Below are 21291 nucleotides of genomic sequence, written 5' to 3' on the forward strand. Positions count from 1 at the left end.
ATTAAACCTCATTACCTAAAGCATCATATAGGCCGATTAACTTGGGATTAGGCGTGGAAACGCCCTGCACTAATGCCACATCACTACGGGTTACAAAAACTTGTGTTCGATACGCCATCACAACCGGAGAACCGATAGGATGAAGACCGGGGATGCGTAAGTGGTAGTCGATGCTGTCCGTATCATCATTGAATACAGAGACCCGTTCACAGCTGTCACCGCTATAAACTCGAGCGTTTTCCAACTGCCCGCGCCGATAGTACCCTCCGCCGAAGCAATAACTGTCGTTAGCGAACTGGTGGGAGATCTCGCTTAAATAAAGTAATGCGATTGATTCTGCTTGGGGCTGCGTAGCATTAGCGGGTGTGGTGCCAGTGAATGCATGACCGGGTTCTCCATGGGTGCAGCCATATTGAGCCAGCAATGGTAGGGTCTCTATACTGGTGGAAGAGGGCGCATTGACTTGCTCACATTCGATGCCTAAATTGGCTAAAGCTTGCTTAGCATCAATAAGCGTTGTGAGGTTCGGTGTTGGCTCTGTTTTCCCTAATGTTTCATCGTATAAAAAACAAGGAAAATGTGTCACACCTGCGATGTAAACTCCGGGCATGTTTTGAATCGCGCGCACGACGTCGGCAGCTTGCTCCAACGGAAATCCCGCTTCTTGATTGACGTACAGCTTGTCGCGACTGTGGAAAAACTTTAATAACAAACCTTGTTGCCGCTTGGAGGCTATGGCCGCATCCGATATTTGTTGCGCTTTTTCAAGGCTATAAATGGTCATTACTTGTGGTTTGATCTGAGCAACCAAAGACCGAATCATATTGCTAGGTGGTTGAACTAAGTGCCCAACGTTAGCAATGGGTAAACCGTGTGCCGCCATCATTCTGGCCTCTTTATAATCGACACACACAATCCCTTCATAGCCACATTGCTCTATTAACAAGCGGGCGATTAATGGGTTGCGGCCAAACTGTTTAGTCATGGCGTAAAGGCATATGCCCAACCTGTCAGCGACCTCCTTCATGCGTTGAGCATTATTGAGCAATTGGTCGACATCGATAACGGTGGTGTCTGGTTGTAACTTACCTTGCTTAAAGAGTGTCAGTGCCGCCGTGATTAAATCTGGATTTTGTTTTTCTAAAGCGTCTAAAAACATATTCTCCCCTTTTTAGGCATGAGCTGATCCTGCACATTATTTGGTAATGCGCATGCTTAATAACAAAATAAACGTAAAGAGTAAGTGTGCTATATAACGCTGAAGAACAGCCCGCCTAAATACAGTATCAAAATAAATTAAGGTTAGTTAAGCGTCTCATTACAAAGCAAATAACCCAATAACGTAAAGAATATTTAAAATAACCCCAGTGAGAATAGCGGCAACCGCTGGCGCTGCAATTTTAAGGACTGGCCGTCCCATGACTTCGTTTAAGAAAAATAACATCGCGAAAATAGTAAAACCTGTAGTTGAGCCCATTTTCATCACCGCCAATACGCCACCAATTAATAATGCAAACTCCATTAATGTATTCATTGAATTACGTATATTGTCTGATGCATTTCGAATCGATGGGAATTGTTCCAAGAAACGACCAATGCCACGAAGTAAGAAAATTTCGATACAAATGGTTATGGCTCCAAGGACGGCCGCGACGGGCATATTAGGAGCTAAATAACCGACGACGAATACAAATGTCATCCCAACCACGCCGTAAACGCCAGTCGCCAGTGCCGTAGTGGCAATCAGCGGAATAAAGCCGAGGCCACGCATGAATTCCGATAATGCCACTTGTTTCATTGCGGTATCGTGAGCCGCTGGGTCGGTGATTTTATAAGCTTCAGCGAGTGAATAAATAGAAACTTCAGATCCCGCGAAAATACCACCATTTGAAACCGCAGCAATTAATGCCCCTGTGACTGCAAGAAATGGCAGGTTTTTTACGATACGTTTAGTCCGCTCTTCAAATAGGCCATGTAAACCAGACATATCTGGTGCTTCAATGCCTTTTTTACGATCGGATATATCTTTTTGAATTGCGAAAAATACCAGCATTAACATGCCGATAAAAATCTGGATTGATTCTGGATAAATCCCCGTAAACTTCATCACCATTAATCGAGAAAATAGGATGACGACTGCCGTAATTGCCCCGGCTTTCCAGCCGAATTGATAAAATATAGCAAGCAATGGGAACAGGGCAAAAGCCGACATGACGGGAGTACCCAGCTCACCGAGTGCGCCCAATGCATCGACGGGAAGGCCTGTTAAGACGGCATTAACACCAGCAAGCGAAGTGACAACCAACACACCCCATAAACCACCCGCCGCGGCAGCCAGCCAACGGCTACCAATCATTACGCCTAAAATGTCTGTTGGTAAGAAAAGCAGCCAAGGGTTGAGTAGGCCCGTTGATAAAGTGAATGAAATCCCCACTGATGCCACAAAGCCAATCGATAGGCCAAAAGCGACGGATCCCGCTTCTCGGCGAGTCATATTGCCTTCAACCAATTGGGGCAGAATAGGCCGGATCCCATCATGAAAAACCGCCGCGCTCATGTTGGCGATTAAAGCTGTCATTGCACATAAGGTTGCAACGAGTCCAATATGCATAATATCCATAGGTTGCCTTTACTTTTTAGCGAGTAAGTTTGCGAGCATGGGTATAGCATGCTCAATGTGTTCAATGGAGAGTCCAAATGCAACGCATCCACGTTCAATAAACTGGGTCACTTCAGTTTCCTTGGCCTTAATCGCAGGTTTAGCGATAGTGCAGCTTTGACCAAAACCGATAATAGCAATGGCCATGGCTAATGCGCCTCCGGCGCCGGTATTACAGCAACCAATGAAATAGTCCATTTCCCCCGCTTTCACTTTCAGTGCGGCTTCCATGTCGCTCAGAATATGGCATTCAAATATGCCCGGTTCAGAGAGTTCAATCTGTGCTCGGATTTGCTCTCGTTGCAAACCCGCGATGGCGATTTTTTTCATGTTTTGTCCTTTTTATTTTAATGAGCACAAGTGCTCTTTATCCAAATAAGCGTGCAGGGTTAGTTTGTAACATTGTGCTTATTTGCAGATCACTGATCCCATGCTGCTTGAGCAAAGGAACAAATTCATCGATTAGATAGCTAAACCCAAGGCCACCATTTGCCTTTAGATGGGAGCGACGTGTAATGTCCATCGACAACATGATTTGGCCAACATAACCCCGTTCACATAAGGTTTTTAGTGATTGAGCACGACGCGTATCGGGGTAATAGCTGTTTTTACCAATGGTATCGAATTGGATATAGCAACCTTGATCGAGCATCCACTGGATATCGTCCAAGTTATCGCGTAGATCGCAGTGGCCGACAGTGAGGTTTTCCATTTCAACACCGCAACTTTTCAGCAGATCAATCTGTACTTTGCCCATCGTACTCATCGACTGATGAGTTGAAATCGGTCGACCTGTTTCTAAATGAGCAATCGCCGCCGCTCTAAAGACTTTCTGTTCGGTATCACTAAAGCCATTTTCACTGCTACCGATCTCGCCAATCACACTCGCCTTGAGGGATGAATCCTCGATACCCACTTCAATTTCCTTAATCATCTGTTTTGCCATTTTCTGGGTATCCATGGTGTAGAGAAAATCGGGGAAGAAACCTTCGATATAAAATCCAGTGGCCAGCAACACATTCATTCCAGTGTCGTCGATTAAATTTTCAATAAAATGAGGATTTCTACCCATAAAAGCATTAGTGACTTCGATGATATTTCTCACCCCACGAATTCGCAGCTCTTTCATCTCATCACACAACAACTCATATTGATCCAGACGGCAATCAAGGTTGCCTTTTTGTGGGGATAAATCGATATGTAAATGTTCATGGCAGTAGGTGTAACCAGTGCTGTCAATCATCGTTCACTCCTGAGTTTCATCGTGTTGCGCCGCGAGATAAAGAGCATAAATATTTGCGATGAGAAAACTTTCCTCGGTGGCAGGGACGGTACTTAAACTCATCGCATTGAGTGTTTTTTGATGAATATCGATGACCGATTGAATCCCCGGATCGTCATAGATTTCATCGAGTAGTTCGCTATCAAGCCCTTCAGCTACGGCTTCACCTTGCCAAATTCGATCCGCAGCACGCGATAAATGGGTGAGGGCCATTTGGTATTGCTCATTGTCATGAGGCAAACCCAGTTGACGGTCCATCATGGCGAGAACTTGTAAACATCCATCATAAGCACGCTGGCTAATCACATTAGCATGCAGTAAAAGTGCAAGGCGCTGTTCCATATCTGTCCTTTTGCGATTATTTGTAATAAGCATTATGTGTGGTTAAACAGGGTCAATAGCTGGGAGTAATTTCCCCATTGACGACGGCTCGTTGATGCTTAATTAGTTGATCCATCCGGATCAGTTTTCTGAGCAAGGTCGTTATGTGAGTAGAAGCTCCATTCGCCAAGATCACCGCTTCGGATGCATCCCGACAAGCAGGAAGATCACTGAGTGATTTCTCATCTAAACCATATTTCTCCATCTCAATCGCTTCAGGTAACCAAACCACGGCATCAATATCGCCATTCGTTAAGTGGATGAGACTTTCGCCATAATGGATTTCTACAATTTCAATGTTTTTATCCTTAAACGATTGGTGAGTAAGAATTTTTTGGTCAGGAGAGTCTGGGTCAACACCAACTCGGCGTATCTGGTCATAGCCTCCTTTTTTAAAAATGAGACGGTGTTCATGCGAGTAAGAGTGGACCCCTAAAGTCATGGCCGTTACTAGCCCATTGGCTAGCTCTTTTGCTGCCAATTTCGACATAATGGCAATATCATAAGTACCATTTCTGAGGCATTCTGCGCGTACGCTTGCCCCGCGCATATGTGCAAAGTAGAGCGGCAAATCTCCAATTTGAGCTTTCAACCCACTTGCTAACCCTTCGTAATGACGGGTATAAGGCAGCGGCATCGCACATACGACATTGTTTATCCCAGCACAAGCCACTAGTTCACGGTAATTCAATTGAGTAATAAAGGTGCCGTTGCGCCCTTGTTTTGAAAGTATCACTGCATTGCGATGCTCTATGGTTGTTAAGGCTTTCTGAATAAATCCTACTGATACGCAAAATTCCTCAGAGAGTGAATCAATCGTTCTAAGACGGTCACCTTCTGTCGTTGTCATCAAGTATTGGGCGATGTTCATGATCGCCGTACCTTCTTTATTGATGTATTGAGTTGGCATAATTTTTATCTTCAATATTTTGAAGATAAACTATCAGCCGAGGAGTAAAACAAAAAGGAGTGGGTGGGAGAAATGTGAATTACCTCGAATAACTTTTTCTTATTTATGTCAGTTTATAGACGGTTTTGATCTTTTTATCTGGGATATTTCCAGATTTCAGGCTGATCTTGGCTGTTTTTACACATCCATTCCATTCGAAATAAATTACCACTGTGGATAGGTGAATAATTTGATGCAGTCAGTAGATGGAGAATTCAAACAGCTTCCAAATAAGGAAGCTGTTTGAATAAGTAAACAGGCTGTTTACTCGGTTAGTTCAAGAAAATAGCCAGTTGTGATAGTGCTCCAGCGCGAAGCACACCATCTGCCGTATCTTGTGGTGCGAGAAAGGTTGTGTGTGTACCACTGTCCATTTTTACGAAGACTTTAGACGTATTAGTGATTACATCAGAGGGTACTGCGTTGGCTAATCCCAATAGTGTTGCTAGGGGTTCGGTGCCTGCACGTGTATTTGTGACATTGTTAGGCACACTCTCGTCTCCCGCCACTTGCAGCAAATAAGTAGGGATTGTCGCGGTTCCACCACTGATTAGGTAACTTGCGTTTGTGTATGGATCCATAGTATCGAGCAAGGTTTGAGTCGCGTAGGTAAATTGATCCAACTGACTTTGCAGTGCCGCTTTGTCTGAGGCAGAGGCTGTGTTTTCAAACGTGGTGTAGCAAACTTTCTCTGTTAACCCTGGACAGTATTGGTCGGCGAATGCTTTGTATTTGGGGCTCGCACTTAAGGCGAGATTATGCTTAATGAGTGGGCCATAGTTTGCTGAACCCATTAACAAGTTACCGATTTGACCACCTGAGTTTGCAATGGCCATTCCAGAGAATTTATACAGCGCATCACCACTAGCATCACCGATAGTGCGGTTCGCGTTCGCGACAGCGCTTAAGCCGACGATTCCTCCCAATGAGTGGCCAAGGAATTTTGGTGGCATCGCCGCGGTATTGGCTGCGTTTGCTAATTGAGAACCAACAAACAACCCTGCACTTTGTGAGTAAGTAATGGCCGCACGCAGCCCCATGATATCTAAGATACTCTGACGCGTGTTGTCACGAGCGACGGCCAAGTTGTTCAAATTGAGGTACGCTAGAATATCAGCATTAGCTGAGCGCTGTGCATCTAAACTGCGAGCACCATGCAGTGGCTGATCAATGGCAATCACGGCGATACCAGCATTGGCTAACTGTGCTGCTGTGAAGTACGCATCTTCTTTAACAGAAGTTATACCGTGTTGGTAAATCACGATCGGCCAGTTTGTTCCCGCGTTAGGAGTAAACAGTAAGAAATCAACGTCTTCTAACGATTTCACCTTAGGTACAGGGCTATAGCGTGTAATGATGCGCTGAGGATCGAGTGGGCTGCCATCAGACTTTGTGAGGGTCAAACCCACCAGTTTAAGCTGTTCACTTGGGCTGGTTGCTAGTTGAGTCACGTCGATATTGTTAGCAATGAGCTGATTGGCGATGGTGGCTTTTTCATTGTCATCTGCCAAAGCATTTTTAATCAAGGCCAAACTTGGCATTGCTGATTCAAACGGCTGTGAGTTCCAGTTGCTTCCTTTCTCTAAATAATAAGGGAGCTTAACCGTTCCAGTCGTGACATTAACGTGATAACTGCTGGTGTATTCATTTTTAATAAACGCTTTAGCGGTTGTTTTTTCTGCGCCAATGTAAGTTTGAAAATTTGCATCGTTATCAAGTGCGGTTACAAAATCGGTTGTAGCACCAAAGCTCATGGTGTAAGCGGCGCTCAAATTAAGGTTGTTTGGGTTCGCACCTTGCTTCCAAATATTGCCAATGTCTGTCGTTGCAAGGCCTGCGGCGGTGGCGCCTTTCACACTGTAAAGTGTCTGACCAACAGATTGAGTACTAAACCAAGTTGAATAAATAATCTTGGTTTGATCCACCCCTGTCAAAGCGAAAATGCTTTCCACGCCTTGGGTCACTTTTTGTAATGCCCCTAGCTTATCATCGGTATAGATTTTCACTTTGGACTTCAACGCGGCGTAGCTGCTGGATGTGCCTGCAATATTGCCATTTACATCGGTAATCTCATCTGTCACGGCTAAAATATATTCACTGGCAGGGTTGAGCGCTTTGTTTGGTACGATTGCAATTTTATCGCTGCTGGCACTGGCGATGGCAGTAAAGTTGGTGTTCAATGTCAGCACATTTTTAACCGTTGGGCTGCCAATCATACTGTCGGTCAGCTCAATTAAATAAATACCGTTAGAGATAAGACCGTCAGCCAATCCTACGCCTTCAAAGTCTAAAAACAGTGGCATTGATGTTGACCAACCATCCATAGTACCCATAGCGGCGACTGGATTGGTTAAGGCGTCATCACCCTTGGTTGGAATTTCTAACGTGCCGTCTTTGGCATTCATGAGTGCAAAAGAGGGCAGTGGTACGTTTGCGTTTGCGCCACTGAGCGTGAACTTTATGCTGGTGTCGCGTGTTAACGCGTCTTGAATGTAGGCTTCGTAAGTGGGTGTTGTGCTTGCTCCCGAACTGCTCGTTTCATCACCACAACCGACTAACCATAACGCAGAGCAGAGCAGCGATATTTTGAATGTTGTTTTAAGCATGACTTATCCCTGAGTTTAGTTGAATGTGTAGTTAAGTTGAATAGCGCTAAGGTAAGCAGTCCCTTGCGATTCAAACGTCAATGTTTCATTGAGTTTGTTGGTTTCGGTAAACGTGCCGTTTTTACTTTTCACCAGTGCAAAACCCGCATCAATGGATAGCGAGTCGCTGATCACGTAGCTCACGCCCGCTGAATACCAATAACGGTCGCTATCTGGAATACTCAATGTGGCTTCGCCAGCTTGTTCATCAAAAGCAAAACCGGCGCGTAATGTCCAAGTCGAGTTTAATTGATAAGTTGAACCCAATGACCAACGGCCACTGTCTTCATACTTTTCAGACTTATAAAAACACTCTCCGTTGGTACATTGTGATGATGTTGCCTTTAACTCTTTGAATGAACTCCAGTCGGTACGTTGGTACCCGTAATGCAACGCCACGCTATCCGTGAGTTGGTGAAATGCGGAAACTTCCCACATCGCAGGTAGCGTGATTTTTAAACGTCCTTCAACAACAGCGTTTGTTGCAACACCTGAGCTATAGCTTGAAAACTCACCATCATCAAAATCCAGATCAACAGCAGAGCGGTAAGCAAAACCGACACGGTGGTTTTGGTTGAACTCATATAAGCTACCTATGTTCCAGCCCAAAGCTATGGTTTCGCCAGTCATTCCGACTAGGTTGTCAGAGGCAGAGCCGCCAGTAAATACGGCTAAAGCACCTTTATGTCGTGTCAGTTTTGCTTCGGCATAGACGAGGTTAATACCCGCAGCGAGACTAAGCTGTTCGTTAACACGGTAGGCAATATTCGGGTTTAAATTGACAGAAAGAAGAGAAGTATCGCCTGCAAGATCGCCTGCATAAATATCATTCGGGTAGTCTGTAGCTACGCCGTAAGTAGTGAATATTCCCATCCCCCAAGCCCATTTTTCATTGATTGGACTGACGTAGTAAGCCGCGGGAACGACTTGCAGTGGCGCAACATCGTTCATTTTCTGTTGGTTTTTCACATCATATACATCAACCTCTGGGTCAACGATGGACAGTGCACCAGAAAACTGCGTCGTATCAAACCGTGTCATGGCTGCGGGGTTGTGAGCAATCACACTCGCGTTATCGGCCACCGCTCCTTCACCAGAGAAAGCACGTCCTAGCCCTGAGGCTGAATGCTCTGCCACTTGGAAGCCTGCAGAGTGAACATTAAACGCTGTCAATATTGATAGCGCGAGTAGCGTGCGGGGTTTGATGATCATTCTCGACCTCCTAAGGCCTTGTTATGGTAATGGCATTGCAATGCGAGATGTTAATTTTGTGTTGTTGATATGTCAAAGAAAATGATGTCTTTATTTCAATTAGCGGCGAATGATAGTGTGTAAGTATTTGTAAATCAAATGAAAAGTTGACAGTTTTGGTATGACCAGTAGAGTTGTGCTTATTTGGCAGGGTAATTGGTTTAGCTTGTGCTAAAGTTAATTTTTATGCTTCAACACGTTCATAATATTGATGTTTTGGTGGGTGAGTTTAAATTATTTGACCAAAAAAATGGTGAAGAAACAGAGGCAGTCACTATGGTGTGTGCAACTACCTCTGTGGTGGGTTTAACGGCCAACAAAAGCAATAACGACACGGTCATTATTTAACGTTCTAGAGAACAGATAGGCATTTTGCTGTTCAATCTCATGATGAATACCTGCGCCAATGGCAGGGTGCGATTGACGAAATTGGCCTAGCGTTTGCCAATGCTTCAGTAGCGCTTGTCGCTCTTCATCCAGTGACCACACCATGTCAGAACGCGTGCCTTGGTGAAAATCATCGGCGTAAGGACCAACTTGACGTGCGACTTCATCACCGTAGTAAATTTGCACCGCACCCGGTGCGAGAAGCAATGCATTGGCGGCATTACGCTGCATTTCAAAGGAATTAAAACGGCTAAAAAACAGCTCGGTATCGTGAGAAGAGAGGTAGCTCACGGGGGTAAAATCTGGGTATTTCGCTAGCGTTTGCGCGTAGTCGCGGTACACCATCGCCATTTGGCTTAAGCAGGCTGCGCCTTTATCGACTCTTTTTTGCATATCAAAGTTGATCAGTGCATCAAAGCCATCATCAAAATAGGGGCTGCGGTAAGCTGAATGGCCCCATACTTCGCCCATCATCCAAAAGGGTTGCCCTTGCTGCCCGTTTAGCTCACGCCAAGCATCTAAACTGCGTGATGCCTCGCTTTTTAAGCGTCGCCATACCTCGCCTTCCACATGTTTTACGGTGTCGACGCGGTAACCATCAATACCAAAGCGTTTTACCCAATCGGTTTGCCACTCAATTAAGTAATCGGCAACGCTATACTGTTCGCGCGCTACCACGCGAGTGCCGGGGTTATTAAGTAGCCACTGCGGCGGCGTCACCGCTTGTGTTGATTCAGTGCGGAAATCCGGTAAGCCGGCCAGCGTCATCGTGATATCGCTAGATCCGGGTTTCTGGTAGCCGGGCAACCCAGCGCGAACCCAATCCTTGCCCCACCACTGCGACCAGTTGGCGCTTTGATAATCAATGGATTGATTGTAGCTGTGCCAGTTTTCTTCAGCTTTCGGCATCCAATCAACCCATTTTTGCGGTAAATTTTGGGGATTAACCACCTCAATCTGATCAAATTGCAGGTCAGCCAAGGTGGCGTAGCCGGAATGGTTGAGCACCGCATCGAGCAAGATTTTTATGCCTCGTTTATGCGCTTCAGTGACCAGTTTTTTGAGATCCTCCTCATCACCAAAATTTTGATCGATCTTGGTAAAATCACGCGTCCAGTAACCGTGATAGGCATAAAAAGGGAACGAGCCACTGTCACCACCGCCGACAAAACCGTGCACCTGTTCCACAATCGGCGAAAGCCAAATCGCGTCGGTGCCTAAGCTTTTGATGTAATCGAGTTTGGCAATCACACCTTTTAGGTCGCCACCGTGGAAAGTGCCCACTTCTTCTTTGCCATCTTTTTTACGGCCATAGCTATTGTCGTTACTTGGGTCACCATTGTTGAATCTGTCCACCATCACAAAGTAAATCGTGGCATTGCGGTAGGTAAAGGGTTCGCTGGCGGCATCCGTTGCGGGGGCAAGCAGCACCAATCCACCACTGGTTGGTGACGGCATTAAGGTGACTTGGCTATTTTTCACGCTGAGGATTTGGCCGGTAAATGTCTCTTTTAGTCGTGTGCCATCGGGGAACGTATTGCCCAGTTGTAAGGTCACTTCGCCGCCTTGGTACTGCTCGCACGAAACACTCGGTATCGGCCGTTTAAATTTGCTAGTAGTGGATTTTTTGGCTTGGCGGACAAAGGTTAAGGTCTGCTGCTCGTCATCATAAGCGAAGGCGTAATCGCCAGTGAAACGTATCGTCAGCGGCAGTTCGGTTTCTTGCCCACAATTGAGAGCAATGGGCGCGTTGAATTTGATGCTCTGCTGAGCTGGCGCGCTGCACTGGCCCTCAATCCCTGACACTTTTATTGTGTAGCTTTCTTTGGTCAAGGGAATGACTAAAGGCGTTTTCGCATCCAGCGGAAAGTCGCGGCTAGTCGTGGTGGTCGAAATGGTCAGATTGGGCGCGGCAAACACAACAGGCGCGGCAGCGCAAAGTGCGAGTGTTAACGTGGAGAATTTCATGCTCTATCCTTGGCCTTCATGGGTTAGGGTGATTCGTTTTTGCATTATCGTCAGTCGCTGTAGGGCGAGGTGCTTCATCGCTAACAATAAAAGCAGAGAGAGAAGTTGACATCATTCTTGTGCCTAAGCCTTAAGAATTTGGCGTTGATCACAAAACATGGCTTGGGGGCGTAGAAGCGATGAATTTTCCAGCGATATAAATTGTCAACGTGTAGTGAATCTCACAACTTCGGCGCGTAATCTTAACTTATTCGGTAGATTCATTGAGCCGTCATCGAAACCTGCTTAGGATGACGGCAATTAAGTCAAAGGAGACAACCAATGGTTGCTAAAGTAACAATCGCGCCGCAAGGGCCAGATTTTTCAGAGCTAGTACAAGGTTACTGGCGTTTGGCAGATTGGGGCATGACGCCACAACAGCGTTTAACGTTTTTAAAACAGCACATTGAATTGGGCATTAGCACGGTTGACCATGCGGATATTTACGGTAACTACCAGTGCGAGAAACTGTTTGGTGAAGCCTTAGCACTGGAGCCCGCGCTGCGCGAGCAGATCCAAATCGTCACTAAGTGCGACATCAATTTGTGTGGCGAAAAAACGCCGCAGCGTAAGATAAACCACTACGATACCAGTTCTGCGCATATCTATCAGTCGGTCAATAATTCGCTGGAACGACTTGGTGTGAGCGAAATCGATCTGCTGTTGATCCACCGCCCAGATGCCTTGATGGATGCCGATGAAGTCGCCGAAGCGTTTTCTGAACTGCGCAAAGTGGGCAAAGTGAAGCACTTTGGTGTGTCGAACTTCAGCCCGCGCCAGTTTGAACTGCTGCAATCTCGCCTAGGTAAACCGTTAGTGACCAACCAAGTGGAGATGAACCCGCTCAATTTCGATGTGGTGCACGATGGCACTTTGGATCATTTGCAAACGCAGCGCATTCGCCCAATGGCTTGGTCTTGTTTAGCTGGCGGCGAGATTTTTAACGGTCAGACTGAACAAGCCCAACGTGTGCGCAGTGAGCTAGAAGCGATCGCCCAAGAGATCGGCGCAGACAGTATTGATCAGGTTATTTACGCTTGGGTACTGCGTCTGCCTTCTAAGCCGCTGCCGATTATTGGCTCTGGTAAGATTGACCGCGTCAAAGCGGCAATTGCTGCGCTTGATTTAGAGCTGACCCGCGAGCAGTGGTATCGGGTTTGGGTCGCCGCCAAAGGGCATGGCGTGCCATAGAGCGGATGTTTTTTGGAACAGGTGCTTTTTAGAACAGATGCTTTTGAAAACAGATGTTTTTGCCCCGCGATACGCTTTTCGTATTGCTATTATTTCAGTATTACGATTAGGTTTTAATCTCTCTCCCAACCAGCCCTCAGTGGCTGGTTTTTTTGTCTACTTCCCATTCACGTCATCCAGCCAGCCATTAACGCTGCATAATCCCCCTTTATCGCAAAGTGGCGCATCTGGCCTATTTGCTGCGTAATCTGTCGTCATCAAGCAAATTTCATCACCAACGAATGAAAGGGACCATCATGATGACGACATTTTCTTATTCACGCTCACTTCGCAACCTGCTACTCAGTGTCGGGTTGCTGCTAAGCATCACGGCTGTTCAAGCTAATCCAAGCGACGCTTTAATTATGCAGTACAACCAAGCGGCCGAAGGCGACAGTGACAAAGTGGATCTTGTGCTTCACCAACTAGAGCAGTTGATTAAACAGCAAGGGGCCAAACCGCTCAGCTTAGCTTATCTGGGCAGTGCACAAACCCTGCAAGGGCGTGATGCATTCATGCCTTGGAATAAGATGAGATACGTCGAAGAGGGCTTGGCCACCATAGACAAAGGCCTGACTTTACTCAGCAATCACCCGCAGCCGCTTGCTGAACAAGAGCGCGTCATGGGGCTGCCGGATAGCTATTTAACGCGCGCGGTTTCGGCCGCGACTTACACCTCACTGCCCGATATGTTCAACCATTTTGAGCGTGGTTATGATTTGTATCTCGACCTTCTTGTTGAACCCGAATTAACTGCACAACCTTTTGCCGCCACTGCTTGGGTTTATCGATACGCCATTCAAGCCGCCCTTCGTGCCAACGACATTCCTCAAGCAGAGCAATGGCTTGCCCAGATGCAAACTCATCAGAAGCAAGGTAAGCAAGTTGACAACCAGCCAGCGGAGCATCCGCAAATCATCCAAGCCAAGGCTTTGATTACAAATGCGTTGATTGAAAACGGATTGACTGAAAAAACGCATGAATTGAAAAGCGAATGAGGGAGGGCAACAAAATGCTACGATTTGAACAGATCAGTAAAACCTATCAATTAGGCATGCAGCCGCTACTGGCGTTGAGCGCGGTGAATGGCGAAGTCAAACAAGGTGAAATGCTAGCGCTGTGCGGCCCGTCAGGTTCGGGAAAAAGCACTTTGCTCAATATCTTAGGGCTGCTTGATCAAGATTACCAAGGTGACATTGAACTGGCGGGTTACCCTTACCCAACCGATCCAAGAGAGGCGGCGGCGCTGCGCCGCAAAAAATTAGGCTTCGTTTTCCAAAAATTCAACTTAGTTCCGGTGATGACAGCGGCGGAAAATATTGCTTACCCATTGATGCTAAACGGCTACAGCCTGCGCGATCAGCGTACTTTAACGCGCACTATGCTGGCCAAAGTGGGGTTAGAAACGCTGGCTCACCACCGGCCGGATCACCTTTCAGGCGGCCAGCAACAGCGCGTAGCCATTGCGCGCGCGCTGATCCATAACCCTGAAATGGTGATTGCCGACGAACCGACCGCCAGTTTAGACAGCCATACCGCCAATGTGGTGATCGACATCATGAAAAGCCTTGGACACGAAATGGGCACCACTTTTATTGTGGCTACGCACGACGCGCGCATGGCCAACCGCTGCGACCGAACCTTGCAGCTTGTAGATGGTAAAGTGATTCAGGAGGCGATGAAATGGGCAAGCTGATTTCTATGGAATGGCGTATGGCGGCGCTGAACTTATTGCGCAATCGCCGCCGCAGCCTGCTTTCGGTATTGATCATTGCCATTGCGGTTTTCGCATTGACCAGCGCCGGAGGATTTGGCCTTTACACTTACCAAGCACTACGCGAATCCACTGCGCGCGACACCGGGCATTTAACGCTCAGCCAACCGGGCTTTTTTGAGCAAGATGAAGAGTCGCCACTGGCTAATGGGATTGCCGACAGTGCGTTGATTGTTGAGCGATTAATCGACGATAAGCGGATACGAGGCATTCAGCCACGCATTGAGTTTAGCGGGTTGGTCTCTAACGGTAGCAAATCGACCATTTTTGTCGGTTCCGGCGTTAACCATAAAGAGTTTGATATGAAAGGGCCATTTTTGGACGTTCGCCAAGGCAAAACCTTGTCCAATATTGACTCCCCTCGATTTGATGCGAGTGAGCCGGAAGTGATGCTGGCGGTGGATCTCGCCAAAAACTTAAACGTGTCGATTGGAGACTGGGTTACTTTACTGACCAGTACCGCTGATGGCGCGCTCAACGCGGTTGATTTCAAAGTGCACGGCATCTATTCCACGGGTGTGCCTGAATTGGATAAACGCCAATTATATCTGCACATTCAATCGGCCTCTGAGCTGTTAGCTTCGAATAAAGTGAGCACCTTATCGCTGTTTTTGTTCAGCACCGAACAGACAGAAACCATGCGGCATTGGGTTGAAAACAAACTGTCATTAATGAGCCTTCGCCAAGCGATTCAAGTGACGCCTTGGCAGCAGCGCGCGTTTTTTTATCAAAAAGTAAAAGATCTTTACGATCGCATCTTCGGCATCATGGGGTTGGTGATGGGGTTGGTGGTCTTCGTCGCACTATTTAACACCTTAACCATGTCGGTCACGGAGAGAACCCGTGAAATCGGAACGCTGTCGGCGCTTGGCACTTACCCGAATGAAATCGTCGCCAGCTTCATACGCGAAGCCGTACTGCTAGCCATTTTAGGCACGCTGGTGGGTGCGGCGTTCAATGCCCTAACAAGCGTGTTATTGATGGTAGTCGATGTGCAAATGCCACCGCCACCGGGACGCACGGAAGGGTATCCTTTGCATATTTATTTTTCATGGGAATTGGTTCTGCTGAGTGCGTTTGGCGTACTGAGCATTTGTATTGCAGCGGCTTGGTTGTCGGCACGCAAAGGAGTCAACAAGCCAATCACGGAGGCATTGGCTTATGTATAAATGGATGATGTTATTACTGATCACGCTTAGCGGTGGCTACTCGGCCGCTGGCTGGGCGGCGCTGGATGCTGGGCAAATGACCAAAAACGCCGACCAATATCGCCTTGGTTACAGCGCGGCCAAAGTCGTCTCCTTGGTGTCGCTTTATGAACGTGGTGAGCTCGATAAAACGCGTCAATATCACGTGTATACCAAAGCCAATCGCGACTCGTTAGTGGTGTTCAAATCCTCCGTTGAAGCGGGGCAAAAAATGCTGATGCTCGATGAAAACTACTGGTTGTTGATGCCCAAAAGCCGCCGCCCTATTCGTATTACGCCAATGCAAAAACTGCTTGGTGAGGCTTCGGTGGGCGATATTTCAACACTGACGTGGAGCGAGGATTACCAAAGTCAATTGATGGGTGAAGAGCAGATAGAAACACCCAGTGGTCAACCTTACCTGACGCATAAGTTGTCATTACTGGCTGTCACAGAAGGGGCGAACTACCAGCAAATTATCTTATGGTTGGATAAAGAGAACGATTTCCCAATCAAAGCTTCTTTGTATTTACGCTCTGGAAAACTGGCCAAGCAGGCTTGGTTTCGCGCTGGTGAAAAAGAGGGACGAATGCGCGTAACCAGTATGACGCTGCTTGATCAAATTCAACCGACCAAAAAAACGGTGGTTGAGTATCAACACATCGAGCCCATGGAGCTAGATGAAAAATATTACAACCCCGCCTATCTGACTCGTAACAGTTTATCGGAGTTATGAGATGAAGCGTGTTGCGTTCGCTTTTTTAACTAGCGTATTGAGCTTAGCTGCGCGGGCAGAAGCCCCCAGTTTTGATTGGGATTGGGTAATGAGCGCATCCACCACGGCGCATCGCGACAGCCTTTTTTTTCCTAGTAATCAAGCGCGCGATACGCAGCAGATTGAGGCGTTATTGGATGTAGAAATGAGGTGGCATGGCTGGTTGGGTCTAGTAGCTATCAAACAAAACGCCTTGTGGAGTAGCGATGCACAGCAGCACGCCGACAGCGAGTTCATTCTACAAGAACTGTTTTGGCAAGGCAGCCTAGTGTTGGCTGATGTGCCGTTTGAGCTGACACTAGGAAAAGTGCGCTTGGATTGGGGAGTGGGCTACGGTTATCGTCCGCTTGATCTCTTTCAACCTTATCGCCGCAATCCGGTCGGTATTCAGGTAGAAGAGGGGGCCGGAACGCTCTCTGCTTCTTATTATGATCAGCAAGGTGAATGGACGCTTTTTTATACAGATTCCTCTTGGACAGAGCAGCAAGGCAGCGAGTTACAACAAATGACCGAACAACAAGGGGCGGGCGTAAGGCGTTATCAGTTGATGGGCAATGCCGAATGGCAGGCGATTGCTTGTTATGATGACGTTCGACGCGGCGTGCTGGGTAGCTCGTTTGTTACTGTGCTCACTGACGCATGGGAAGTGCATGCATCAGCGCTCTATCAGCGTCACTATTTGGCGTACCAACAGCCCAGCGCGTTGGCTCAAGCAGTTTACTCTCAACAACAAGAGATTGAATCGCTCATGGCTCTTGAATCACGAACGCAAGGCTATCAGGCACTGGTAGGGTTCAACTGGTCGGGAAGTGATGGGCAAAGCGTCATTGCAGAATATTGGTTCGACAGTCGCAGTTGGGGAAAAGAGCAGTGGCAACAAGCGCAGACCAACGCGGATTCGGTTCGTTATCAGCATAATCAAGCGTTAGGTTGGTCTTACGCACAAGGCTATAACCAAGTGAATCTCGTGCAGCATAATGTGATGTTGCATGCTTCGTTAGATAGCCAAGCTTGGCGTCATTGGCCGTGGAGCCAGAGTATTGAATGGTTGCAAGGCTTAGTGCCGACACTTGATGTGCTGATTGCACCGCAAGATGGCGGCGTGATCGCTACCCAATGGCTCAATTACTCAGTGTACGATTCGGGTACAGCCTCTATCGAAATCGAACTGGCCGCACGTTTTATGACTGGGCCTGCTGACTCTACATATGCAAACTTACCAGATAAGCATATGATTCTATTAAATATGAAAGGGAAATTCTAATGTGCGAGAAAGTTGAGATTCGAAATCTTGCCAAAAGCTTGTTATTTACTTCGCTGTTTTGTGTGGTGATCGCCTTTACCACTCAGGCCATTTGGCCCAGTGACATCACGTTGCACTTAGCAATAAGCTTTGGCTACGGTTACAGCGCTGTGGCTATTGCTCACTTATTGAGTCGCTTCGCACCGCAGTTGTCCGCACGCTTAGTGAACGTTTTTTCGCTCACGGGGTCGATGATTTTCGGTACGTTACACGCTTATTTATGGCTTAGTAAATACGCGCACTTTAGTCATTTTTCAGCAATGAAACCGGTGATTTTTCTCGGTTTCGTTTTTACTGGCGTTTGCTTTTTCTACTTCTACGCGCATGAACAAAAGCTGATTGCTGAAAAAGCGCTAGAAGCCTCCAAACGGCGTCAATCTGAACAAGAGAAAGCCTTGATTTTGAGCCAGTTGCAGCAGTTACAAAGTCAAATTGAACCCCATTTCTTATTTAATACGCTTGCCAATATCAGCGTGTTGATTGGCTCTGAGCCTTATAAAGCGCAAATGATGCTCGAAAAACTAACCGACTTATTGCGTGGGTCGCTGCGTAGTAACCGCAATCGCACCACAACGCTACGTGAAGAGTTACATTTAGTCGATGCGTATTTGGGTATTCAAAAAATTCGTTTAGGTGATCGGCTGGATTATGAGATTGCAATGCCTGGCGCAGCGGATGACATTCCTTTGCCGCCGATGCTGTTACAACCTTTGGTTGAGAATGCTGTTAGCCATGGTATTGAGCCTAAAGCCGCGGGGGGAAAAGTGACCATCAAAAGTGAAATTTATGACGAGTGGTTTGAAGTCAGTGTCTGTGACAGTGGCATTGGATTACAGCCGAGTGCTCTTTCAGCAGGACATGGTATTGCGTTGGATAATATTCGCCAGCGCTTAAGCGGCCTATTCGCTGATGATGCGTGTCTCACTATTGCCCAAAATCATGATGCTGGCGTGACGGCAACGATTAGAATAAAGCGGCTATTGTTGGACCAACTACAAGGAAGTGCCACATGAGTACTGTCTCTGCGACCGCTATTATTGCTGATGATGAACCGTTATTGCGGCATCATTTAAACCGTGCATTAGGAGAAGTGTGGCCAGAGCTCGATATTGTCGCGCAAGCCGAAAATGGACGTGTGGCATTGTCCATGATTGAGCAGCATCAGCCTGAGGTGGCTTTTATTGATATTCGAATGCCAGAAATGGATGGTATGTCGCTCGCTAGGCAATTGGCTGGTTTGGCAAAGCCACCACTGATTGTATTTATCACCGCCTATGATGAGTATGCCATTCAAGCTTTTGAAGCCAATGCGGCGGATTATTTATTGAAACCGCTTTCTGAAGCGCGTTTAGTGCAGTGCTGTACTAAGTTGCAGCTAAGATTAGCCGAGCATTCTTCTGAGCGACAATTACCTGATTTGCAAACCCTTTTACAGCAGATACAGCATATAAGCCAACAGGCATCGCCGTCGTTTTTAAGCTGGTTAAAAGTTCAAAAAGGTGAAGATATTCACCTGATTTCGGTGGCGGATATGTTGTACGCTAAAGCCGAAGACAAATATTTATCCATATACGTAAAGAGTGATTCTGGAGTGCAGGAGTTCTTACTGCGCAGTTCATTGAAAGAGTTGCTGCAGCAGCTTGACCCGAATCAGTTTTGGCAAATCCACCGTTCAACGGCAGTGAATGTTGCCAAGATAGATAAAGTGAAAAAAGAGTTCACGGGTAAAATGTACGTCTTGATTGGTCATGATAAGTTACCCGTCAGCCGTGCACTGCAAGCTCAATTTAAGTCGTAACTGAATTTAAACCGTCGTTCGATTGATCGCGTGATTAGCGGTGTGCGATCTGCTTGGCGGACAGGGTGAATCGGAAGAACGCCTCTACAGACATAGGTTCAGAATAATAAAAACCTTGGATGTAACGTACACCCAACAGCTCTAATTCTCTCACCTGATCTTGGTTCTCAACGCCCTCAGCAATCAGCCGCATGTTCAATTGCTTTGCTAGTTTAATCATCGACACTAACACCGAAGTAATGGCTGAATTTTGATGCAAGCTTTTAATAAAAACTTGATCAATTTTGAGAGTGTGGAAGTCGTGTTGGTGGATAAAATTTAAACCCGAGTAGCCAGTGCCAAAATCGTCAATCGCGATTTTAAAGCCTAGTTGTTTCAGTCGCTGTAAGTTTTCCATGGCTAACTTCAACTCGTCCACGTTGAAATGGTTGTCCTCGGTGATCTCTAGCAGAAGTCGTGGAACAATCGCTGGGTGTTTTGTCGCGTAGCGTTTCATGTAATCCATAAAGTAATTATCAATGATCAATAACCGGCTGATGTTGATGCTGATGTATTGATCGTGCAACGCATGTTTGTGCTGCTCCACACATTCTGTCACCAATTTCAACACACGGTAGGTGATTTGGTGAATCACGCCAATACGCTCTGACAACGGGATAAAAATGGTGGGTGAAATATAGCCTTGAGAGGGTTCATTCCAGCGCAGTAGTGCTTCGCTACCAACAATTCTATTTTCGGTAATATCGACGATCGGTTGTAAATAGAGTTCCAACTGATGGTTTGATATTGCCTCTCTCAAAGAGACTTCTAAGGTGTTTCGGCTGAGGTAATAGTTGTGATAAGCAAGATAAATCAAAGAGATAATACTTGCTGTAAGCAAGACAAGCCATAAGTTATCGAGAAAATGGTAAGCATAAGATCCGTTATTTAAGTAGATCTGAATTGAGAGTGGGTAATGCTCGGATTTAAAGAGAAAGCTAGTATGAGCAGAATCGATCTCTTCCTGATCACTGCGAATACTTTGGCTTAACACATTGACCTGATAGCCGTAGTGCCATTTGGCAAGTTTAGGAGCGACTAGGTTCATAAACTGTTCTGGAGGCATCAGTGCATTGAGGCCGCTCATATCTGGCTGTGAAGCATAGACAAAAAATGTTTGCTCTTTACTGCGAGATTTTGTTAATGAAATGGTCGTATTCGTTGGAGATTGTTTAAGCCTGTCAAGAATATGTTTGTACAAATGAATGGTGGTATGGCCTTCATTGCTGGTGCAAAAAATAGTCCCGTGAGCGTTGTACATGCCCACTTCTTTGACCATTTTCGAGCGAAATACATAGCTCCTCAGAGCAATGATGTCTTCTCTTTGGCAGTGCTTTGAAATGTTTTTACTTAACTGGTTCAGTTCATCTGACGTTTGATTGATGTGATGTTCCAGTTGTGTAATGGCTTGTTCACCGAAGCGGGTTGCCTGCCGGTTAGTGTCATAAAAGTTTTTAACTATCGCGAAAGTAAACACAAATAAGAAAATACCCAGAATAGGAATAAATGCGTTTATCTTTGCCGAAAGTATCTCTTTTGCAACGCTAAATTTGCTCGGTGAACTGTCATTGTTTTGCATTACAGACAGTGCTCATAGGTTATTACCAGTAAAAATCAGTATTGC

General features: G+C 46.5%; 19 protein-coding genes. 9 read left to right on the forward strand and 10 right to left on the reverse strand.

Translation table 11 applies throughout. The features are described 5' to 3' along the window. Nucleotide 1: 1 nt before the first annotated feature. The 9 genes from AACT23_RS12765 to AACT23_RS12805 all read right to left on the reverse strand — a co-directional run bounded on the left by AACT23_RS12765 (nt 2) and on the right by AACT23_RS12805 (nt 11522). Nucleotides 2–1159 carry a YhfX family PLP-dependent enzyme gene (locus AACT23_RS12765; protein WP_094126710.1) on the reverse strand — a complete coding sequence of 386 codons (1158 nt, stop codon included), beginning with the start codon at nt 1157–1159 and terminating at the stop codon, nt 2–4. A gap of 159 nt (nt 1160–1318) precedes the next feature. Then, nucleotides 1319–2620 carry a YhfT family protein gene (locus AACT23_RS12770; protein WP_094123394.1) on the reverse strand — a complete coding sequence of 434 codons (1302 nt, stop codon included), beginning with the start codon at nt 2618–2620 and terminating at the stop codon, nt 1319–1321. Nucleotides 2621–2629: 9 nt separating this feature from the next. Next, on the reverse strand, nt 2630–2989 hold the full coding sequence (locus tag AACT23_RS12775; RefSeq protein ID WP_094126712.1) for a DUF2620 domain-containing protein: 360 nt from the start codon (nt 2987–2989) through the stop codon (nt 2630–2632). 37 nt (nt 2990–3026) lie between these two features. Next, nucleotides 3027–3902: a phosphotriesterase-related protein gene (locus AACT23_RS12780; RefSeq protein WP_094126714.1), complete on the reverse strand. Its 876-nt coding sequence runs from the start codon at nt 3900–3902 to the stop codon at nt 3027–3029. A gap of 3 nt (nt 3903–3905) precedes the next feature. Next, on the reverse strand, nt 3906–4283 hold the full coding sequence (locus tag AACT23_RS12785) for a hypothetical protein (RefSeq protein WP_255211858.1): 378 nt from the start codon (nt 4281–4283) through the stop codon (nt 3906–3908). 52 nt (nt 4284–4335) lie between these two features. Then, nucleotides 4336–5232, reverse strand: coding sequence for a GntR family transcriptional regulator YhfZ (gene yhfZ / locus AACT23_RS12790; protein ID WP_026028897.1), 897 nt, complete (start codon nt 5230–5232; stop codon nt 4336–4338). 311 nt (nt 5233–5543) lie between these two features. Beyond that, entirely contained in the window at nt 5544–7877 is a 2334-nt protein-coding gene (locus AACT23_RS12795) for a VolA/Pla-1 family phospholipase (protein WP_094126718.1), read from the reverse strand. 15 nt (nt 7878–7892) lie between these two features. Continuing rightward, entirely contained in the window at nt 7893–9128 is a 1236-nt protein-coding gene (locus tag AACT23_RS12800; protein WP_094126720.1) for an outer membrane protein transport protein, read from the reverse strand. Nucleotides 9129–9473: 345 nt separating this feature from the next. Then, entirely contained in the window at nt 9474–11522 is a 2049-nt protein-coding gene (locus AACT23_RS12805; RefSeq protein WP_094126722.1) for an alpha-amylase, read from the reverse strand. Between the two features lie 321 nt (nt 11523–11843). Between AACT23_RS12805 and AACT23_RS12810 the strand changes: the two genes are divergently transcribed. The 9 genes from AACT23_RS12810 to AACT23_RS12850 are packed head-to-tail and all read left to right on the forward strand — an operon-like array spanning nt 11844 to nt 19628. Then, nucleotides 11844–12752: an aldo/keto reductase gene (locus tag AACT23_RS12810; protein ID WP_047688732.1), complete on the forward strand. Its 909-nt coding sequence runs from the start codon at nt 11844–11846 to the stop codon at nt 12750–12752. Nucleotides 12753–12789: 37 nt separating this feature from the next. Then, a complete protein-coding gene (locus AACT23_RS12815) occupies nt 12790–12999 on the forward strand; it encodes a hypothetical protein (protein WP_141195534.1) in 210 nt (69 codons plus the stop codon). Continuing rightward, nucleotides 12971–13789, forward strand: a complete 819-nt coding sequence (locus AACT23_RS12820; RefSeq protein ID WP_017048163.1) for a hypothetical protein — start codon at nt 12971–12973, stop codon at nt 13787–13789. Before AACT23_RS12815 ends, AACT23_RS12820 begins: the two co-directional genes overlap by 29 nt. Before the next feature lie 14 nt (nt 13790–13803). Further along, the gene (locus tag AACT23_RS12825; RefSeq protein ID WP_020477135.1) at nt 13804–14487 is read left to right on the forward strand and encodes an ABC transporter ATP-binding protein; all 684 of its coding nucleotides are present in this window, start codon (nt 13804–13806) and stop codon (nt 14485–14487) included. Beyond that, on the forward strand, nt 14475–15734 hold the full coding sequence (locus AACT23_RS12830) for an ABC transporter permease (protein ID WP_094126724.1): 1260 nt from the start codon (nt 14475–14477) through the stop codon (nt 15732–15734). Before AACT23_RS12825 ends, AACT23_RS12830 begins: the two co-directional genes overlap by 13 nt. Beyond that, complete coding sequence (locus tag AACT23_RS12835; protein WP_019282639.1) at nt 15727–16488, forward strand: outer membrane lipoprotein-sorting protein; 762 nt, start codon at nt 15727–15729, stop codon at nt 16486–16488. Before AACT23_RS12830 ends, AACT23_RS12835 begins: the two co-directional genes overlap by 8 nt. A gap of 1 nt (nt 16489) precedes the next feature. Next, nucleotides 16490–17791, forward strand: a complete 1302-nt coding sequence (locus tag AACT23_RS12840; RefSeq protein ID WP_094126726.1) for a hypothetical protein — start codon at nt 16490–16492, stop codon at nt 17789–17791. Next, nucleotides 17791–18843 (forward strand): sensor histidine kinase, encoded by a 1053-nt coding sequence (locus AACT23_RS12845; RefSeq protein WP_017042182.1) that lies wholly within the window; start codon nt 17791–17793, stop codon nt 18841–18843. Before AACT23_RS12840 ends, AACT23_RS12845 begins: the two co-directional genes overlap by 1 nt. Next, the gene (locus tag AACT23_RS12850) at nt 18840–19628 is read left to right on the forward strand and encodes a LytR/AlgR family response regulator transcription factor (RefSeq protein ID WP_017048167.1); all 789 of its coding nucleotides are present in this window, start codon (nt 18840–18842) and stop codon (nt 19626–19628) included. The genes AACT23_RS12845 and AACT23_RS12850 overlap by 4 nt, the downstream gene beginning before the upstream one ends. Nucleotides 19629–19662: 34 nt before the next feature. On the opposite strand, the gene AACT23_RS12855 is transcribed toward AACT23_RS12850, so the two are convergent. After that, nucleotides 19663–21246 (reverse strand): EAL domain-containing protein, encoded by a 1584-nt coding sequence (locus AACT23_RS12855; RefSeq protein WP_094126728.1) that lies wholly within the window; start codon nt 21244–21246, stop codon nt 19663–19665. Nucleotides 21247–21291 lie beyond the last annotated feature (45 nt).

Origin of the sequence: Vibrio sp. V09_P4A23P171 (assembly GCF_963875615.1) — a bacterium.
Lineage (GTDB): Bacteria > Pseudomonadota > Gammaproteobacteria > Enterobacterales > Vibrionaceae > Vibrio > Vibrio anguillarum.

Excerpts from the sequence above, each read along its gene's own strand:
- AACT23_RS12765 (WP_094126710.1), bottom strand. The coding sequence starts at position 1,159 with ATGTTTTTAGACGCTTTAGAAAAACAAAATCCAGATTTAATCACGGCG.
- AACT23_RS12770 (WP_094123394.1), bottom strand. The coding sequence starts at position 2,620 with ATGGATATTATGCATATTGGACTCGTTGCAACCTTATGTGCAATGACA.
- AACT23_RS12775 (WP_094126712.1), bottom strand. The coding sequence starts at position 2,989 with ATGAAAAAAATCGCCATCGCGGGTTTGCAACGAGAGCAAATCCGAGCA.
- AACT23_RS12780 (WP_094126714.1), bottom strand. The coding sequence starts at position 3,902 with ATGATTGACAGCACTGGTTACACCTACTGCCATGAACATTTACATATC.
- AACT23_RS12785 (WP_255211858.1), bottom strand. The coding sequence starts at position 4,283 with ATGGAACAGCGCCTTGCACTTTTACTGCATGCTAATGTGATTAGCCAG.
- yhfZ (WP_026028897.1), bottom strand. The coding sequence starts at position 5,232 with ATGCCAACTCAATACATCAATAAAGAAGGTACGGCGATCATGAACATC.
- AACT23_RS12795 (WP_094126718.1), bottom strand. The coding sequence starts at position 7,877 with ATGCTTAAAACAACATTCAAAATATCGCTGCTCTGCTCTGCGTTATGG.
- AACT23_RS12800 (WP_094126720.1), bottom strand. The coding sequence starts at position 9,128 with ATGATCATCAAACCCCGCACGCTACTCGCGCTATCAATATTGACAGCG.
- AACT23_RS12805 (WP_094126722.1), bottom strand. The coding sequence starts at position 11,522 with ATGAAATTCTCCACGTTAACACTCGCACTTTGCGCTGCCGCGCCTGTT.
- AACT23_RS12810 (WP_047688732.1), top strand. The coding sequence starts at position 11,844 with ATGGTTGCTAAAGTAACAATCGCGCCGCAAGGGCCAGATTTTTCAGAG.
- AACT23_RS12815 (WP_141195534.1), top strand. The coding sequence starts at position 12,790 with ATGCTTTTGAAAACAGATGTTTTTGCCCCGCGATACGCTTTTCGTATT.
- AACT23_RS12825 (WP_020477135.1), top strand. The coding sequence starts at position 13,804 with ATGCTACGATTTGAACAGATCAGTAAAACCTATCAATTAGGCATGCAG.
- AACT23_RS12830 (WP_094126724.1), top strand. The coding sequence starts at position 14,475 with ATGGGCAAGCTGATTTCTATGGAATGGCGTATGGCGGCGCTGAACTTA.
- AACT23_RS12835 (WP_019282639.1), top strand. The coding sequence starts at position 15,727 with ATGTATAAATGGATGATGTTATTACTGATCACGCTTAGCGGTGGCTAC.
- AACT23_RS12840 (WP_094126726.1), top strand. The coding sequence starts at position 16,490 with ATGAAGCGTGTTGCGTTCGCTTTTTTAACTAGCGTATTGAGCTTAGCT.
- AACT23_RS12845 (WP_017042182.1), top strand. The coding sequence starts at position 17,791 with ATGTGCGAGAAAGTTGAGATTCGAAATCTTGCCAAAAGCTTGTTATTT.
- AACT23_RS12850 (WP_017048167.1), top strand. The coding sequence starts at position 18,840 with ATGAGTACTGTCTCTGCGACCGCTATTATTGCTGATGATGAACCGTTA.
- AACT23_RS12855 (WP_094126728.1), bottom strand. The coding sequence starts at position 21,246 with ATGCAAAACAATGACAGTTCACCGAGCAAATTTAGCGTTGCAAAAGAG.